This is a genomic window from Bernardetia sp. MNP-M8, assembly GCF_037126285.1.
Taxonomy (GTDB): domain Bacteria; phylum Bacteroidota; class Bacteroidia; order Cytophagales; family Bernardetiaceae; genus Bernardetia.
In genome coordinates this window covers 1932302-1949333 of sequence record NZ_CP147012.1, presented here as the reverse complement: position 1 = coordinate 1949333, position 17032 = coordinate 1932302, and the positions used below count along the sequence as shown (strand labels likewise).

At 30.5% G+C, this 17032-nt stretch carries 15 protein-coding genes; 10 read left to right on the top strand and 5 right to left on the bottom strand.

What is annotated here, in order from left to right; translation table 11 throughout:
* The first annotated feature begins 286 nt into the window (after nucleotides 1-286).
* Nucleotides 287-1225: a hypothetical protein gene (locus V9L04_RS08040; RefSeq protein ID WP_338793579.1), complete on the top strand. Its 939-nt coding sequence runs from the start codon at nucleotides 287-289 to the stop codon at nucleotides 1223-1225.
* A 7-nt stretch (nucleotides 1226-1232) separates the two neighbouring features.
* On the opposite strand, the gene V9L04_RS08035 is transcribed toward V9L04_RS08040, so the two are convergent.
* Entirely contained in the window at nucleotides 1233-1718 is a 486-nt protein-coding gene (locus V9L04_RS08035; RefSeq protein ID WP_338793578.1) for a dual specificity protein phosphatase family protein, read from the bottom strand.
* A gap of 53 nt (nucleotides 1719-1771) precedes the next feature.
* Here V9L04_RS08035 and V9L04_RS08030 point away from each other — a divergent pair, with 53 nt between their 5' ends.
* Together V9L04_RS08030 and V9L04_RS08025 are read left to right on the top strand one after the other, a co-directional pair.
* Entirely contained in the window at nucleotides 1772-3766 is a 1995-nt protein-coding gene (locus tag V9L04_RS08030) for a proton-conducting transporter membrane subunit (protein WP_338793577.1), read from the top strand.
* Between the two features lie 181 nt (nucleotides 3767-3947).
* A complete protein-coding gene (locus tag V9L04_RS08025) occupies nucleotides 3948-5018 on the top strand; it encodes an alanine/ornithine racemase family PLP-dependent enzyme (RefSeq protein ID WP_338793576.1) in 1071 nt (356 codons plus the stop codon).
* A gap of 71 nt (nucleotides 5019-5089) precedes the next feature.
* Here V9L04_RS08025 and V9L04_RS08020 read toward each other — a convergent pair whose 3' ends face one another.
* Both V9L04_RS08020 and V9L04_RS08015 read right to left on the bottom strand, forming a co-directional pair.
* Complete coding sequence (locus tag V9L04_RS08020) at nucleotides 5090-6616, bottom strand: TonB-dependent receptor (protein ID WP_338793575.1); 1527 nt, start codon at nucleotides 6614-6616, stop codon at nucleotides 5090-5092.
* Nucleotides 6617-6936: 320 nt separating this feature from the next.
* On the bottom strand, nucleotides 6937-8034 hold the full coding sequence (locus V9L04_RS08015) for a VWA domain-containing protein (protein ID WP_338793574.1): 1098 nt from the start codon (nucleotides 8032-8034) through the stop codon (nucleotides 6937-6939).
* Between the two features lie 178 nt (nucleotides 8035-8212).
* Between V9L04_RS08015 and V9L04_RS08010 the strand changes: the two genes are divergently transcribed.
* The 3 genes from V9L04_RS08010 (at nucleotide 8213) to V9L04_RS08000 (ending at nucleotide 10859) form a co-directional block, all read left to right on the top strand.
* Nucleotides 8213-9061 carry a hypothetical protein gene (locus V9L04_RS08010; RefSeq protein WP_338793573.1) on the top strand — a complete coding sequence of 283 codons (849 nt, stop codon included), beginning with the start codon at nucleotides 8213-8215 and terminating at the stop codon, nucleotides 9059-9061.
* A 55-nt stretch (nucleotides 9062-9116) separates the two neighbouring features.
* Nucleotides 9117-9962 (top strand): hypothetical protein, encoded by an 846-nt coding sequence (locus tag V9L04_RS08005; protein ID WP_338793572.1) that lies wholly within the window; start codon nucleotides 9117-9119, stop codon nucleotides 9960-9962.
* Nucleotides 9963-10058: 96 nt separating this feature from the next.
* Nucleotides 10059-10859, top strand: a complete 801-nt coding sequence (locus V9L04_RS08000) for a hypothetical protein (RefSeq protein WP_338793571.1) — start codon at nucleotides 10059-10061, stop codon at nucleotides 10857-10859.
* A 90-nt stretch (nucleotides 10860-10949) separates the two neighbouring features.
* Here the strand turns inward: V9L04_RS08000 and V9L04_RS07995 are convergent, their stop codons facing one another.
* Nucleotides 10950-12740: a PDZ domain-containing protein gene (locus V9L04_RS07995; protein ID WP_338793570.1), complete on the bottom strand. Its 1791-nt coding sequence runs from the start codon at nucleotides 12738-12740 to the stop codon at nucleotides 10950-10952.
* Nucleotides 12741-13210: 470 nt separating this feature from the next.
* Entirely contained in the window at nucleotides 13211-14074 is an 864-nt protein-coding gene (locus V9L04_RS07990) for an undecaprenyl-diphosphate phosphatase (RefSeq protein ID WP_338793569.1), read from the bottom strand.
* 220 nt (nucleotides 14075-14294) lie between these two features.
* Here V9L04_RS07990 and V9L04_RS07985 point away from each other — a divergent pair, with 220 nt between their 5' ends.
* The 4 genes from V9L04_RS07985 to V9L04_RS07970 all read left to right on the top strand — a co-directional run bounded on the left by V9L04_RS07985 (nucleotide 14295) and on the right by V9L04_RS07970 (nucleotide 17019).
* Nucleotides 14295-15167, top strand: coding sequence for a DUF2911 domain-containing protein (locus V9L04_RS07985; RefSeq protein WP_338793568.1), 873 nt, complete (start codon nucleotides 14295-14297; stop codon nucleotides 15165-15167).
* Between the two features lie 155 nt (nucleotides 15168-15322).
* Complete coding sequence (locus V9L04_RS07980) at nucleotides 15323-15628, top strand: hypothetical protein (RefSeq protein ID WP_338793567.1); 306 nt, start codon at nucleotides 15323-15325, stop codon at nucleotides 15626-15628.
* A gap of 293 nt (nucleotides 15629-15921) precedes the next feature.
* Nucleotides 15922-16437: a hypothetical protein gene (locus V9L04_RS07975; protein ID WP_338793566.1), complete on the top strand. Its 516-nt coding sequence runs from the start codon at nucleotides 15922-15924 to the stop codon at nucleotides 16435-16437.
* Nucleotides 16438-16539: 102 nt separating this feature from the next.
* Nucleotides 16540-17019 (top strand): hypothetical protein, encoded by a 480-nt coding sequence (locus V9L04_RS07970; protein ID WP_338793565.1) that lies wholly within the window; start codon nucleotides 16540-16542, stop codon nucleotides 17017-17019.
* The last annotated feature ends 13 nt before the right edge of the window (nucleotides 17020-17032 follow it).

Genomic DNA, 17032 nt, shown 5'->3' with positions numbered 1-17032 from the left:
AAAATCATACAAACCCTCCCAATCATTTTAAAACCTCTGAAAAGAATAAAAATTTAATTTTTAATGGAAATAATGAGATTAAATTCAGTTTTTTTTGTGTAAAAATAACTCTATTTATCTTTATAATTTGTATCTTTAAAAGTAAATAGTTTCTTTGAAGCAGGTAAGTATTTATGAATAAAAATGCAATTCATCTAAAGCTAGAAGTAAATTGTATGCAAATAATTGGGAATTAAAATAGTTAAGTAAACTAAAAACTCTGTTTGTATGAATAGTTGTATAAATAATGGGAAATATCAACCAAGAATTAGAGCGTTTGCAACTTATTTCAGATTTTCTGAAAGGTAAATTCTCGCCTAAACAATTAGAAAAATTTAATAAAAGACTGGAAAATGACCCTGTTTTGCAAGAAGAATTGTATAAACATAAAAAGCTCGTGGAACTTTTGAAAAAAAAACAAGAGCAAAATATTTCTTCTTTATTAGACCAAAAAAATGACGTTGATTATATGAAACAAGAACGTATTTATCGGAGAAATCAACTTCGCCAAGAACTTGAGAAAATCAAAGAACAGAAAACAGAACAACAACAAAGTTGGGAACGTAAAGTTGCTCAATCTAATCAGCCATCGATTTATAAGATAGCTGCTGTGTTCTTTGGGGCAATAGCTATTGGAACAAGTGTTTTTGTAGTAGCCACTAGTCTTATTGATGAGCAAAATGAAAAAGCATTACAAGCAGAAATAAGTGTTCCTACGCTTGTTGAAGTAGAAACTAATCCAGCTGATGCATTAGATAAAACAGAAGATAATTCTCTTTTTTCTTCTAAAAATAAAGAAGTAATAGCACAAAATTCGACAACTGAAAAAGATATAACTACTACTTCCCAACAACAACAAACAATTTCAGAAACAGAAAATTTACTTGCTTTTCAGCCAATAGCCGAATTAGAAAATAAACTCAATCAAAATACTCGTAGTTCAATTAATTTGAAATCTCCCAATACTGATGTCGAAAATTATACTCAAAATTTAATTTTTGAATGGAGTGGAACAAGCGAGGAAGAAATTTATTTGGAAGTCATCAACTCAAGGAAAGAAACAATAACATTCGAAAATCTTACAACTCCTTTTACTTTGGAACAAAATCTTGAAAAAGGAATTTACTATTGGATTCTTCAAACAGATAGTGAGGTAATAAAAAGAGGCAAGTTTTTAGTTAAATAGACATTATTCAATACTTCATTATCCAGTTTTTTTGTTCCTCTGTATCTGGAATTCTCAATCCTCTAGCATCACTTATTTTTTCGATAGCTTTCAAATTAGAAACTCCTTGTTCTATCAAAATAGCTGAACAAAGCATTCCAGCACGTCCAATTCCTGCTCTACAATGGATAATTATTTTTTCGTTTTTATCAAGAATATTATTGATTCTTTCTACTAATTTTTTTGCTAATTCTCTAATCTGAGCAGTTTGTTTTTCAGTGGGAACACTTCTATCAATAATTGGGAGCGAAATAAAATCAATAGCATATTTTTCACAGATAGATTTTTCATTTTGTAATCCCAAATCAAAACTTTCTTCTCTTGTCAGCAAACTGACTAAAATGTTTAGTTTTTGGTTGGAAAAATGGATAATATCTTCTTCTAAAAAGTTATCTGAATTTGGTTTTGGCATAATTGCCAAGTTTTTAGTAATCCAAAATATTCTCATTTTCATAATTCAGTAAGGTTTAAAGTTTTTTTGATTGTATATTTGATTATTTTTGTGATATGAATTCTATTTATTTTCTAGTTTATCTTTTTCCACTTTTTAGTTTCCTATTTTCTTTACTGAGTTCCATCTTCTTTTCTGCTAAAAAAGAAACAGACTACTCAAAAAAGAAGGTAGAATATGCTGCTCTTATTTTTTCTTTTTTTGCGTTGTTAGCTACAAGCACGCAGCTTTTTGAGATTTTTAATACAGAAAAAATCATTGAAAATTCTTTTGTATGGGCAAATACAGGAACAAGAGAAATAAATATTTTGATAAAGATAGATTCTCTAACAGCCTTTTTTCAGTTTGTAATTAGTCTTATTGTTTTTGCTGTTCATATTTATTCTTTGGCTTATATAAAAAATAAAAAGACATTTTATTATGGAGTTTTAGGACTTTTTGTCTTTGCCATGCAACTACTTTTAGCACAAGATAATCTTGTTTTATTCTTTGTGTTTTGGGAACTTATCGGACTTGCTTCTTTTCTTTTAATTGATTTTGACAAAACAAAAAGCTCTTCTCGTGCATCTACAAAGGCATTTTTACTCAATCGTATTGGTGATGTAGGTTTACTTATTGCAATAGCTTTACTGTTTGAGTATTCGCTGTCTATTTCTGATTTAAAGAATATTTTTGTTACACTTCCTTCTTCTTCAAAACTTCTTATTTCGATAGGAATTTTGTTAGCTGCTTTGGTCAAGTCTGGACAATTTCCTTTTTCTACTTGGCTTTTTGATGCTATGGAAGCACCAACTTCCATTTCTGCACTTCTGCATGCTGCTACAATGGTTGCAGCAGGAATTTATCTTTTGATACGAATGGAATTTGTCTTTGAGGAAGTCAAAATCATTACCGAGATTTTAGTTTGGATAGCTCTTTTTTCTACTATTTTTTCAGCTCTAGCAGCTTATTTTACTACTAATTTAAAGAAAGAATTAGCAGCTTCGACAGTTTCCCAGCTCGGTTTTATGGCAATTGCAGTCAGTGTTGGAGCTTGGCAGGCTGCTGTTTTACATCTTTTTACACATGCTTTTTTTAAGGCAACTCTATTTTTGGGAGCTGGTTTTTTGATAGAAAAAAATGGAACAAAAGAAATGTCAGAAATGGGAAATACTAATTATAAAAAATTACCTTTATTTTCTGTCATCTATATTTTTGCATTAGCTGCATTGGTTGGTTTTCCTCTCACTTCAGGTTTTTTGTCTAAAGAATGGATTTTAAAAGAAACATTATCAAATCATTTTTTTGTAGGAATAGGTTTGTTTATAGCTACTTTTCTAACAGCATTTTATGGAGGAAGACAACTTCAACCACTTTTTTTTAATGAGGAGGATAACGATAATTCAAATAAAAAAATAATTTCTACATCTAAAAAATGGTTTTGGTATTTGCCTTTGATACTCCTTTTTGTAGGAAGTTTTTGGTTTGCCTTTTCGCTTCATCCTCTCAAACCTGATGAAAGTTATTGGCTCAAACAACTGCCAAAATTATTTTCCCATGCTCCTCATCATTTTAAAATTTGGCTTCCTATTTTGGCTATCTTTCTGACTGTTATAGGACTGATATTAGGATTCTCTAAAAAAATAAATAAAAGATTAAATCAAATAGAATTTATAGCCAGTATTAAAAATTATTTTTTATGGCAAGATAAATTTTTTATTCTTTGTTTTTGGAAGCCAATGACTCAAGTAGCTTACTTAACAGCACAAAAACAATCTGTGGTTACTACTCAAAAGTTTGCTAACCTTTGGGTAGGCATAGCAGCAATTCTCTCTCTCTTGGATAGAAAATTAGATTCATTTGTTGATACTTTTTCAAAAATTACTGTGGTTAGTGGTTATTTTTTGGCTTGGACAGACAAATATATAGTTGATTTTATGACTCATTTTGTAGTCTTTTTAATAAACTATACAGGCAAACAGTTGAAGAGTTTGCAAAATGGAAAAGTACAGTTTTATCTTTTTATTGTTGTTTCTATATTAGTTTCTTTACTATTTTGGTTAATGGATTAGATGTAGAAACCTGACAAATTCCCCCATAAAAACAATATAGCCTACTTTTTGTTTACTTTTAGTAAAACGATTAAACTACTTGTTTTGATTAATGAGTAGATTTTATTTCGTATTGAAGGATTAGAATAAATATGAAAAATTTATTTCATATTATTGATAATCCAGTATAAAAAAACAAATTATGGCTTACGTAAAACTTTACAAGAAAAAGTTAGAACACAATCACGCATTTTTAAACAAACTATTCAAAGAAGAAGGTGTAGAATGGGGTGTGGTAACAAAACTATTTTGTGGAACAGAAAAATACCTTCAAGAAATAGTAAACTTGGGGGTTATAGAAGTACACGATTCACGAATTAGTAATCTCAGAAAACTCAAAGAATTAAAGCCTGATATTCAGACTGTCTATATAAAACCTGCTGCAAAAAGAAGTATTAAAGATATTATTTCTTATGCTGATGTGAGTTTGAATACAGAACTTGATACCATAGAAATGCTTTCAAAAGAAGCTCAACGACAAGACAAACTTCACAAAATTATTATTATGATAGAAATGGGCGACCTTCGTGAAGGAGTCATGCCTGATGATGTCGTTGAGTTTTATGCTCAAATTTTCAAACTTCCAAATATTCGTGTTATTGGTTTGGGAACAAATCTAAATTGTTTGCACGGTGTTTTGCCTTCAGAGGACAAACTTATTCAACTTTCTCTTTATAAAAAAATCATTGAACTTACATTTGGTAGACAAATCCCTTGGGTTTCGGCAGGAACAACTGTAACACTTCCTCTCTTATTGAGAAAACAGCTTCCAAAGGGAGTAAACCATTTTAGAATTGGAGAAGCTCTTTATTGGGGAAATGATATTTTTTCAAATGGTTATATTGAAGGGATGGAAACTGATATTTTGGAGTTTTTTGCTGAAATTGTAGAAATCACTAAAAAACCTCTTATTCCGACAGGTGTTTTGGCAGAAAATCCAAGTGGTGAAATGTTTCAAATCAATGAAGAGGATTATGGAAAGATGTCTTATCGTTGTATCATCGATGTAGGTTTGCTTGATATCCGTCCCGAATTTTTAATTCCCAAAGATGAAACAATTGAACTTGTAGGAGCAAGCTCAGATATGCTTGTTATTGACCTAAAAACGAATCCAAATAATTATAAAATTGGAGATGTGGTTGCTTTCAGACTTAAATATATGGGCGCACTTTCTCTGATGAATTCAAATTATGTAGAGAAAATTGTAGAGTAAAATGGAATTGCTCTAAAAGTAAAAACGCCTTATAATTTTTGATTTATAAGGCGTTTTTTTTATTTGAATTTCTATAAATTATTATCAATTACTTTTTGTCTTTCTTTTTGTTCTCTTTCCAAAGTGGCTTGTTTGCGTTCTTTTTCAGCTTCTGAAAGTTTATCAGTCGGACAAGGATAATCAAACAAACATTTATCTTTGATTGCTTTTTCTACAATTTCAGGAACCATTGATTCCCAACCTTCTTTTCCTGATTTTATCATTTCTAATACGTTATCAGAGAAAATATGCAAGTTTTCAGTATTAATATTCTGAATAGTAGCTAGTTTTTGAGTTTCTAATAAATACTTGTACAAAAATGTCTGTTTAGGAGAAACCTCAAAGTCTTCACAACCCAAAATTTTATCTGTTCCTGGAATACGTGAAGGATAAACATACATTTTTACATTTGAGCCAAATAGTTTTCCGAAGGCTTCCAAAATTCCACCATTCAAATTTGTGTAAAACTCATCTTCAAAAACATCAGCAAGTGAATAAATACCTAGAATAATTCCGATTTTTTTACCACGAGTAAAGAGGGATAAATATTCTACCAAACGATAATATTCTTGATAATTAGAAATAATTACTGTCTTTCCCATCGAACAAAGAATATCTACTCTATCCAAGAAATCTTCATCACTAATTGTTCCTTCTGCACGAAGGTTGGCAAGAGTAAGTTCTACCAAGACCAACACATCTTTATTAGCTACATCAGGTTCATCTTTAAACATATCCAAACCTTTATCTAACATATCCACATTTACGTGGGTAGGTGGACGAAAACGACCACGAAGAGCTAAAATATTTTTCTTGTAAAGAGCTTCTGAAGGTTGCAAAACATTTCCATTTGCACCAAACATAGCTGCATTACTCATTCCATTTTTTACTAATTTCAAACTCATCAAACGATTATCTACGTGTTCGAAATCTGCACCAGTCATTCTAAACATATCAATCTCTACTCTATCTCTAGAAAGATTATCCATCAGCGAAGTAAGCATCAAGTCAGGAGTATGGGAATGATAAAAACAAGCATACATCAGATTAACACCAATAATTCCAACAACTTGTTCTTGTAAAAACTTATGATTATCTAATAAATTAATATGAATAATTACTTCATTGGGAGGTGTATTTGGTCTTAATTGAAAACGAAGTCCAATCCAACCATGTCCCCGATTGGTTTTATTATAATTCAAAACTTCAATCGTATTCGATAAAGCAAAAAAGCATGTATCAGGACGGTGTTCTCTCAAACGCTCTTCTACAAGTTCATATTCGTGTGAAATCATTTTTATAAGACGAGATTCACAAACATAACGTCCACTTTCCTCTGCTCCATAAATAGCATCACTAAAAGCCATATCATACGCTGACATAGTTTTGGCAATTGTTCCAGAAGCTGCTCCTGCCTTAAAAAATTGTGCAGCTACTTCTTGTCCTGCTCCAATTTCGGCAAATGAGCCATAAATACTTGCATCAAGATTAATTTTTAATGCTTTCTGTTTAGTAGTTAGTAATCGATCAATTGTTGTAGTAGAAGTATTGTTACTCATAGTTATATGAAGTCTTTTTGTTTAGAGGAAAGTAATTATTGCATAATAAAGCAAAAATCAGACTTAAAATTACAAAAAAGAGGTAACAAAGCCTATTATATTAGTGTTAATTTTACACTACTGATTTTTAAGAATGTTTTAACAGAAAAAATAAAGTTATTTGTCTGATAATCAGCTTTTTTTATCGAAAAAGCTAAATTGAAATGAAACCAAAAAAAAATGATACTTTTTTGAAAGTATCATTTTTATATAAAAACTGTTCGTTTTCTAAACTATTGACAGCCTTCTGAAAGGTCTGTCAAAGTTTGAATTTTTTACTATTAAAATTGTTTTCTACGATTTCTTTTAAAATCTTCAAAAACTAATTGTCCTAGTCCTTGCAGACCCGAATAATAGGCATTTCCACCATTTGTAGCTGTAAATTCTTTTACAAAACGCTGTAAATAAGGATCAGAAGCAATCATAAAAGTAGTAATTGGTGTTTTGAGTTTTTTACATTGTGCAGCCAAATTCAATGTCTTATTTAAGATTTTTGAATCCAATCCAAAGCTATTTTTATAGTATTTTAAACCTTGTTTTATACAGGTTGGCTTTCCATCTGTAATCATAAAAATCTGTTTGTTTGGATTTTTTCTACGACGCAAAATTCCCATTGCTAGTTCCAAACCTGCAACTGTATTGGTATGATAAGGACCTACTTCCAAATAAGGCAAATCTTTGACTTCAATCTGCCAAGCATCATTTCCAAAAACTATAATATCTAATGTATCTTTTGGATATTTGGTTGTGATAAGTTCGGCAAGTGCCATCGCTACTTTTTTGGCTGGTGTAATTCTATCTTCTCCATACAAAATCATAGAGTGCGAAATATCAATCATCAAAACGGTTGAAGTTTGTGCTAAATATTCCTTTTCTCTGATAGTAAGGTCGTTTTCTGTCATGCGAAACTCTCTAATCCCACCATTTATTTGAGCATTTCGGATAGATTCTGTATAAGAAATTTGATCTAAATCATCTCCAAAACGATACGGACGTTCGTCTGCCGAAACATCGCCACTATTTCCGTGAAACTTCGTTCTGTGATTTCCTCCTTTAGATTTTTTGAGTTTTCCAAATATTTCTTCTAATGCACTTCTTCGGATAGTTTGGTCACTTTTTGGTGTAACCTTTATTTCTCCAGTGGCTGCATTTTCTTCTAAGTAGCCTTTTTCCTTCAAATCCTCAAAAAAATCTCCTATTCCATAACCTTCTGAAGTAAGTGAGTGCTGTCTGTCCAAATCAGTAAGCCAAGACATTGCTTTTCCGACATCTCCTCCTGCCATTGATAAAAGTTGAAGAAAAATATCTAATAATTTATCAAAGCCACTATTTTTTTTTGATTTGGGTGGTGTATATTTTCCGAAGCGATAACCTTCCATAATTCTATATTTTTTATATAATTTTTTAGCTGTTTTTTTTATTGGAACGAATTGAATACAAATTTAGTTTTGGATTATCTGTTTTATTTAAAGTAGTAAATTCGCTTTCTAAGCTATAAAACTTACCTTTGCATTCCTTTTAATAAAAAATCAAAATTATTTTAATCTTTATACAAAAATGAAAATTACTAAATTATTATCTCTGCTTCTTTTAAGTCTTGTTTTCTCATCTAATGGCTGTAATGAAGACGATGAGAATGAAAACTTAGCAGTAGAAGAAAACTGTGATGCGCCTAGGTGCTATGTGAGTAAGCATACAGAAACTTACTATGATGATGATTCAGTTGATGAAGACGTATACGAAGATATATTTGAGTATAAAATGATAGGTGGAAAAAAAACGTTAGATAGAATTACTTCCAAGAATGACTATATAGAGTTCTTTTATGATGATAATAATCGTATGATAGGACGTAAAAATTATACACAAACTGGAAGATTTGATAGCGAGTATACAATTTTTTATACCGTAGATGGAAAAAGAGGTAAAACTACAGAAACGTACTATTATTCTGGAGGGCGTGAAAAAACGCACACTTTCGAATACAGTTACAATTCAGAGGGCAAATTAGTCTCTGTAAAAGAATACGAAGATGGTAACTATGAAGGAAAAAGAGTTATTCAAAGCTATAATTTAGAAGGTCAGTATTCTCTAATTTATATGTATGACCGAGAAGACAATATTTTTCAAACATTTGAGTTTGAATATGACAACTGTAATACTACTGGTAACCAGAGATATGTTTCAAATAATTTGAGAGAAAATATATTATTCTTTGATTTATTTCCTTTTTTTCCTAAATGTGATGTAAACTGTTCAATGTCAAAAACAACAAGAGAATTTGCAGGTAAAAGTTACGACATCATTTATGAATATAACACCCAAGGACTATTAAAAAAAAATATTGTCTATGATGAAGATGGAGAAATTCTTTCTGAATCAGAGTTTGAATACGAATGCGATTAATTCTCTTACCAAAATTTTATTTTAAAAAAAACTCAAAACAAATCTTTATACAAAAATGAAAATTACTAAATTATTATCTCTGCTTTTATTGTGTCTTGTGTTCTTGTCTAATGGCTGCAATGAAGACGATGAGAATGAAAATCTAGAAATAGAGGAAGGCTGCGATGCTCCTAAATGCTATGTAACACGTTCTAAAAAAGTATATGAAGGAGGAACAGAAAGCGTAACTCTTTGGAAATACAAAATAGTAAATGGAAAAAAACTGTTAGACAAATTAGTTCGTGAACAAAATGAGGAGAGTTTCTCAGTTTTTCAGTATGATGTTAATAATAATTACATAGGAAATAAACTATATAATGGAATTAGGCTTGAAGCTGAAAGTAAAATTACTTACAATAACATTCAAAAAATAGAAACTCTAAAACAATTATATTATGAGAATTCTAATAGTTTAGAATCTACTAGTGAATATAAGTTTGTCTTTGAATATGATTCAGAAGGAAAACTAAAAGCAATGGAAGTTTACGAAGATGGCGAGTACACACAAAAATCTATTGTACAAAAATATAATTCAGCAGGTGAAGGTACTCTAACTTATCAATATGATAAAGATAATAATCTAGTAGATAGTAGTTTAGTTGAATATAATAATTGTAATGCAATTAGAAACCAACAATATGTTTCTGATAATATCAGACAAACTACTGGATTAGAGTTTTATTTTCCTAGTTGTGAATCAAGTTGTCTTGCAAGCAAACAGATATCTTTTAATGAGCAGGGAGAATCTGCACCTGTATTTTTATATGAGTATGATGAGAAAGGGTTGTTAGACTCTCGTACAACTAAATCTGAACGTGGAGAAACTAAGTATGTAACATATTTTGAATACGAATGTGATTAATCTTCTAACCAAAATTTTATTTTAAAAAAACTCAAAACAAATCTTTATACAAAAATGAAAATTATTAAATTATTATCTCTGCTTTTATTGTGTCTTGTGTTCTTGTCTAATGGCTGTAATGAAGACGATGAGAATGAAAGTCTAACAGTAGAAGAAGGCTGTGATGCGCCTAGGTGTTACGTGAGCAGTACTAGACAGATATATATAAGTGGAGAAGAAATTCAAACTACTTGGGAGTATAAGACTGTAAATGGAGAGAAGCTCTTAGATAAAAATATCTCTGATAATTATATTAAAGAGTTTTTGTATAATAGTAGCAATTTTTGTACTGGGTACAGAGAATATAAAGGAATACCAAACAAGCTTAGTGCTGAACAAAAATATACATATAATAGTAATGGAAAACTTGAGAGCATTACACAAATATATTATGATAATAATCAGCAATCAAATGATGAGTATGTAAGAGTTTTTGAGTATGATGGTCAAGATAGACTAAAAACAATGAAATACTATGAAGGAGAAGTTTATATAGGAGAACATATAGTGCAAGAATATAATTCAGCAGGGCAGCCTACTATAATTTACTTTCAAGACACAGATGGTAATACATTACCTCCATATATATCTGAATATGCTGACTGTAGTCTGATTAAAAATAAGAAATATGTTTCTAAGAATTTGATACAAGTTATTGGTGATATCACATCTATTTTTGTGGATTGCGAATCGGGTTGCCCTGTGAAAAGAGTAAACTATTCAAATGACACAAATAATAATATAGACGAATATATAAACGAATATAATGAAGATGGATTAATAGAATCTCGTTCTTATAATCGTTCTGATGATGTAGATTTATCATATGTAATATATTACCAATACAATTGTGATTAAACCTCTAAAATCAAACTAACAAAAAAACCAATCTCTAAAGACATTTAAAGATTGGTTTTTTGCTTTTAAAAAAGATTGAAAAGCTGTTTTTTACTTTTTCTCAAACCATTTTTTATAGATTTTCTCCTGTGTTTTAGAAGGTTTATCTATTTTATCAATTCTGTAGCCTTTTGTGTCATCAGCTTCTAATTTTATAGTAAGCGTTTGCAAAAGCCCATCACGAGCAATAAGCAAAGTTACTTCATCACCTACATTTTTATATTGCAAAACTTCTGAAAGTTCGCCGTTTGAAGTTACTCTAAAATTATCGGCTGCAATAATTTCATCATCTACATTTAAGCCTTGTTTGTAAGCTGCGCCATCTCTTTCTGTACTTCTTACTTTCAGATTTCCACCACTTTCAGAAGTTCTGATTCCTAGAGTAGCCTTCCTTGTATTTTCAGAAACCATTAGTTTAAGACCAGCATAACCCAAATAAGTTGCATAATCTGGCATCTGTGTTCCATAAACTACATTATCAAAAAATGATTTGAAAGGTTTTCCTGCAATTTTTGCAACTGCTGCCTGAAACTCTTCATCTGTGTAACCTCTTTTTTGGTTTTTGTAATATTCATTGTATAAATAACGCATTACATCATCCAAATTTCTGTCTGCATCAGTCGCTTCAATAATCATTAAATCTAACATGGCAGCATAAACACTTCCTTGTCCATAATAAGAAACAGTAGTATTTCCAGAATTTTCATTCGGACGATAGGCTTTTATCCATGCATCAAAACTTGCTTCTGTAACTGGCTGAACGTGTCTTCCTTTTTTATTTTCTGCTGAAGAAATATTCCCTGAAAGTGTATTGAGATAATAATTATCATCTACAAAACCTGCTCTAGTAAGTAGCAATTCATCATAATACGAAGTAAATCCTTCAAAAATCCACAACAAATTAGTATGCTGTTCTTGTGTGTAATCGTAATTTGTAAGCGCAAAAGGACGCAAACGCTTTACATTCCAAAGATGAAAATATTCGTGAGCAACTAAACCTAAAAACTGTAAATGACCTTTCTCTGTTCCATACGACATTCTATCGACAACCAAACTGGTAGAGTTGAGGTGTTCTAATCCTCCACCTCCATATCTTGAATTATGAACAATAAACTTATAGTCTTCTGCTGGATTTTCGCCCCAAACTTTTGTTGCTTCTTCTACTACTTTCGCCATATCTTTTGTGATTTGGTCTTTGTTGTAGTTTCCTTTTCCATACATAATTACTGAATGTTTTACACCTGCTGCCTCAAACTCTAAAATATCTTGATTGCCTATTTCGATAGGAGAATCTGCCAAAATATCATAATTAGGAATTTCAAAAATATTTTCTTTTCCATCTTTGTTCTTTAACGAAGTAGAGATAGTTTTCCAATCACTCGGCTTTTCAATTTCTAAAATGGCAGGTTCATTTTTCATTCCGTCGACATACATAAAAATACTTGTTGGAATAAGTGCAGCGTGAGAAGCATCAATAAAACTCGTTCTTACAGAATGCTCAAAACCATAGACATCATACATAATCTTGACACTTGATTTGCCATTTGTTTGGACTTTCCATACATTTTTTGATGTTTTTTCAATATCAGAATCAGACTTTACACTCTCTACACCTTTTGCAAACTCACGAATCAGGTACGACCCTGGAGCCCAAACAGGCATCACAAAGTCAATTGTTTCTTTGTCTTTCGGAATTTCATTTACCTCAATCGTAACGCTTGTGTAATGCGTTTGTGGAGCAGGAAATTCTATTTTATAATTGATTTTTTGAGAAAAACCAGCAAAACAAATACTCATAAAGAGCAATACTGATAAAACAGTTTTAAAATTTCGGAATAACATAGTTGATTAGTTAGTTTCGAAACCCTAAGAGTCTTCAGCGACCCTTAGGGTTTGTTAGTTGAAAATGATATAACAAGTAGGCAAGTTAAGAGTTTTTAAAAGCAAAATTAAAAATCTGTTCATTATTTGACTGGAAATAACACTTTTATAGCTATTTCAGAATTATTCCAACAAAAAAGAATATATTTTTTTTGCTTTTGTTTGTGTAAAGATATTTTTATAGAATATAGTTTTCTTGATTTGTCTGTTTGCTAAGATGAGGATAGCAAAGAGACTCTTTAGTGAAAAAGATTAAAATTTATTTTCCATAAAAAAAATCCTCCAAAATCATTTCATGAAAAAATGATTTTGAAGGATGATTTTTTGCTAATAATAACTTTAGGAACAATTACGAATTTAATTTATTGAGTACCAGTTAATTGAATATTTGAAAATAGTAGTTTATTTACTTCTTATTCCTTAGAAAAATATTATATAAAAAACGCAATCAAACCAACAATCAAACAGTATATAGCAAAATAAATAAGTTTACGTTTCTTAACTAGCTCTACCATCCAATAACAAGCAATCAGTCCGACTATGAAAGCTGTAATAAATCCAATGGAGAGAAAAGAAATATCTAAAGAAGCAGGATTTGGACTTTCAAAATAATCTTTTACTTCTAAAAGTGTAGCTCCAAAAATAGGTGCAAGAACCATCAAAAACGAAAAACGAGCAGCTTCACTACGTGGAACTCCAATCAAAAGAGCTGTTGCAATGGTAGCACCCGAACGAGAAATTCCTGGTAAAACAGCTATTGCTTGTGCAAGTCCGATAATAAAAGCCTGTAAATAAGAAATATTTTGATTGAGAGCAGCCGTTTGGCTATGTGTTTCTTTTAGAGTTGTTTCATCATCTAAAATAGATTGTTGTCCACTTGTAGGAACACTATTCTCTTGCTTTAGGCGAGTAATGAGTAACAAAACTCCTGTAATCATCAACATGCCACCCACAAAAGGAATATTTCCTACAAAGAAAGACTCTACCCATTTCTTAAAAAACACACCAATTATTCCGACAGGAATCATCGAAATAACTATTTTTACAGCAAATTCCCATTCATCATTCCATTTGAACTTGAGCATTCCTTTCAAAATAAAACCAATTTCTTTTCTAAAAATAACAACTGTACTAAGAGCAGTTGCAGCATGCAGGATGATAGAAAAAAGAAGATCGTCAGAGGGTTCTATTCTCAAAAGAGCTTTTCCTAGTTCTAAATGTCCACTACTACTGACAGGCAAAAATTCTGTTAATCCTTGCAAAATACCTAAAATGAGAGCTTCCAACCATTCCATAAATTCTTTTTTATTTTATTTCTAAAGTCTTGTTTTTCATAATCAAAGGCACAAAATTAAAAGAGTTTGGCAACAAGACAACTACTTTTTCGTAAAAAAAACTAAATCATTTCATAAATAAAGAATTGTTTTATCTTTGAATCAATTTTTTACGTAAATTTTGGGTAATTTTAAAGACAATATTTACTATTCACTATTTTTTATTATTTCTCTCTTTTTTATGAAACATTTACATACGCTCTTAATCGTTCCCATTATCATTGCACTTTTCTTGCTTGCCATTCAACAATCTTGTGCTCAAGTAGAAATGCCTGTCCCTAGTCCAGCAGCTTCGGTTTCACAAGTAATTGGGGTTACCAAAATCTCAGTAGATTACTCTTCTCCTGCTGTTCGTGATCGTGAGATTTGGGGAAAACTTATTCCTTATGGCGAAATGTGGCGTACAGGTGCAAACTCACCTACAAAAATTACTTTCAGTACTGATGTTATGGTAGAAGGACAAAAAGTAGAGGCTGGTTCTTATACAATTATCACTATTCCAAATGAAAAAAAATGGACTGTTATTTTAAATAAAGATTCTAAAGGAAATGGTGTGTTTTCTTATTTAGAAGAAGATGATGTAATTCGTGTAGAAGTAACTCCAAAAGAAACTGATATGCGTGAATATTTATCTTATATGATTTTGCCTCAGTCAGATATGGAAGCACATTTAGTAATGAGTTGGGAAAAATTGAGCATTGCTGTAAAAATTACGACAGACACAAAAGCAAATGCTGTTGCTTCTATTGATAAAGGAATGGGTATTTATGGTAGAGCATGGTATGATTATGCTTCGGCTGCTGAATATTATGTTCAGAATGATTTGGATATAGCAAAAGCTGCTACTTGGGCTACTCTGTCTACAAAATTAAATGAACAACATTTCTTTCCTCAGTGGATTATGGCACAAGTAAAAGCAAAACAAGGAAAATATAAAGAAGCTATTGCACATGCCAAAAAAGCACAAGAAATGGGTGCAAAAAATGGTGGTGGTTTTTATGACGCTCGTAAAGCAAGCATTGAAACTAGTCTATTGCAATGGAAAAAAAAGTAAAGTAGTTTTAGCAAAAAGTATAAATTGAAACTATTTTAATAAATCTGATAAAGCTATTCATTGAAATTTGAGTGAATAGCTTTTTTTCATATAACTTGATTTAGTTTTTTTTCGTACATTAGGATAACATTAGAATCAACTTTAATCCAACATTTATGCTAGAGCTATTAATTATATTTGGTAGTACATTTGGAATTGCTACAAGTGCTATTGTCACAAATTATTTCTATAAAGTAAAAAAACTAGAAGTTGCTCGTCGTCTTAGTCAACAAGAACAACAACAACTTGATATGATAATGCAAGAAAATGATGAACTGCGCCAACGTTTGGAAAATGTAGAAGTAATTGTCTCAAGTGCAGATTTGGATATTCTTACAGCAGGAGCTTCTATGGAAGATATTACTCGTATCAAGAATACAGTAAGTCAAGTAAGAGATAGCAAACGCTTTAAATTGCGTTAATAAAAATATTTTTCTTAATAGTATTTCCTCACTTATTTCAAATGAGTGAGTTTTTTTTTGTAAAAAACAAGTGCTTTTTTTGATTTGCCTACCATTTTATACTCAAACTAATAAAAAAAAATCTGTTTCACACAGAATGCCATGTGGTTAAAATAGAATATAACTTAAAAAGCAATATGAGTGGTAGCAAAACCCAAAAGATTTATTACTTTTGACTTTGTTTATAATCATTCTAAATAAATGTATTTTTATAGACTACAAAACTATTCTTATAAAATTCAATCAAAAAAACAATGGCAAATAAAAACTCTATGTCTTTAAAGATACGAATTATTCATCGCTATTTAGGCTTTTTTCTAGTTGGAATTATGAGTGTGTATGCGCTTAGTGGAATTATTTTGATTTTTAGAGATTCGGATGCGTTCAAGCAAGAAAGGGAAGTTACAAAACAAATAAAAGTAAATGCTTCTTCAGATGAGTTAGGTAAATTATTAGAAATGAGGAGACTAAAGGTTACTAAAGAAGAAAGTAATAAAATCTATTTTCAAAATGGAATATATGATAAAGAAACTGGAATAGCTGACTATAAAGTAAAAGAACTACCTTTTATTTTGGATAAAATGACACATCTACACAAGTCAAAATCTGGTGATTCATTGTTTTTTCTTAATATCTTTTTTGGAATTGCGCTACTATTCTTTTCATTTTCTTCATTCTTTATGTTTTTACCTAAGACAAGTGTTTTCAAGAAAGGCTTGTATTTTACCTTAGCAGGAGTTATTCTGACTTTATTATTACTTTTTGTATAGCTTTTTGATAAAAAATAAAACTATAAAGTCATTTCAAAAATTCTAATGATGAGATTTTAAAATGACTAACTTTGCTTCTATAAAACCTAAAAATACTAAATTATGAACAAAATTATAGAAATCAACAACGACTATTCTTTAGAATTGCCTGACTTCTTGAGTACAACCGATTCTCTAAACCCTAATGCTTCACTTCAATATCAAAATCTTGATAAAGAACTTTTTGTCATTGTAATAGAAGAAGACCGTAAAGAGTTTACTAAAAAGATAATAGATAATAATGCAGAAGAAGTATATCCACCAAATTTAAAAGGCTATACAGATATTATAAATCATTCTATTGGTGAAACCATAACTATCAGCGCACGTACTGAAATCGAAGATTGGGAAATTAATGGTTTAGCTGCCAAAAACTTTACCATTCAAGGACAAACACAAGATAAAATTGCTGTCTATTATAGCTTTACAATCATAAAAGGAAAAGACAATTATTATCAGATTGCTCAATGGACTGCCAAAAATCAGAGAGCCTTATTTGAAAAACAAATGGTTGAAATTGCAAAATCATTTAAGCAGTTGTAAGATTTTATTTTAA

Excerpts from the sequence above, each read along its gene's own strand:
- V9L04_RS08015 (WP_338793574.1), bottom strand. The coding sequence starts at position 8,034 with ATGGAAGGTTATCGCTTCGGAAAATATACACCACCCAAATCAAAAAAA.
- V9L04_RS08040 (WP_338793579.1), top strand. The coding sequence starts at position 287 with ATGGGAAATATCAACCAAGAATTAGAGCGTTTGCAACTTATTTCAGAT.
- V9L04_RS08025 (WP_338793576.1), top strand. The coding sequence starts at position 3,948 with ATGGCTTACGTAAAACTTTACAAGAAAAAGTTAGAACACAATCACGCA.
- V9L04_RS07990 (WP_338793569.1), bottom strand. The coding sequence starts at position 14,074 with ATGGAATGGTTGGAAGCTCTCATTTTAGGTATTTTGCAAGGATTAACA.
- V9L04_RS08010 (WP_338793573.1), top strand. The coding sequence starts at position 8,213 with ATGAAAATTACTAAATTATTATCTCTGCTTCTTTTAAGTCTTGTTTTC.
- V9L04_RS08030 (WP_338793577.1), top strand. The coding sequence starts at position 1,772 with ATGAATTCTATTTATTTTCTAGTTTATCTTTTTCCACTTTTTAGTTTC.
- V9L04_RS07995 (WP_338793570.1), bottom strand. The coding sequence starts at position 12,740 with ATGTTATTCCGAAATTTTAAAACTGTTTTATCAGTATTGCTCTTTATG.
- V9L04_RS08020 (WP_338793575.1), bottom strand. The coding sequence starts at position 6,616 with ATGAGTAACAATACTTCTACTACAACAATTGATCGATTACTAACTACT.
- V9L04_RS08035 (WP_338793578.1), bottom strand. The coding sequence starts at position 1,718 with ATGAAAATGAGAATATTTTGGATTACTAAAAACTTGGCAATTATGCCA.
- V9L04_RS07975 (WP_338793566.1), top strand. The coding sequence starts at position 15,922 with ATGGCAAATAAAAACTCTATGTCTTTAAAGATACGAATTATTCATCGC.
- V9L04_RS08005 (WP_338793572.1), top strand. The coding sequence starts at position 9,117 with ATGAAAATTACTAAATTATTATCTCTGCTTTTATTGTGTCTTGTGTTC.
- V9L04_RS07985 (WP_338793568.1), top strand. The coding sequence starts at position 14,295 with ATGAAACATTTACATACGCTCTTAATCGTTCCCATTATCATTGCACTT.
- V9L04_RS07970 (WP_338793565.1), top strand. The coding sequence starts at position 16,540 with ATGAACAAAATTATAGAAATCAACAACGACTATTCTTTAGAATTGCCT.
- V9L04_RS07980 (WP_338793567.1), top strand. The coding sequence starts at position 15,323 with ATGCTAGAGCTATTAATTATATTTGGTAGTACATTTGGAATTGCTACA.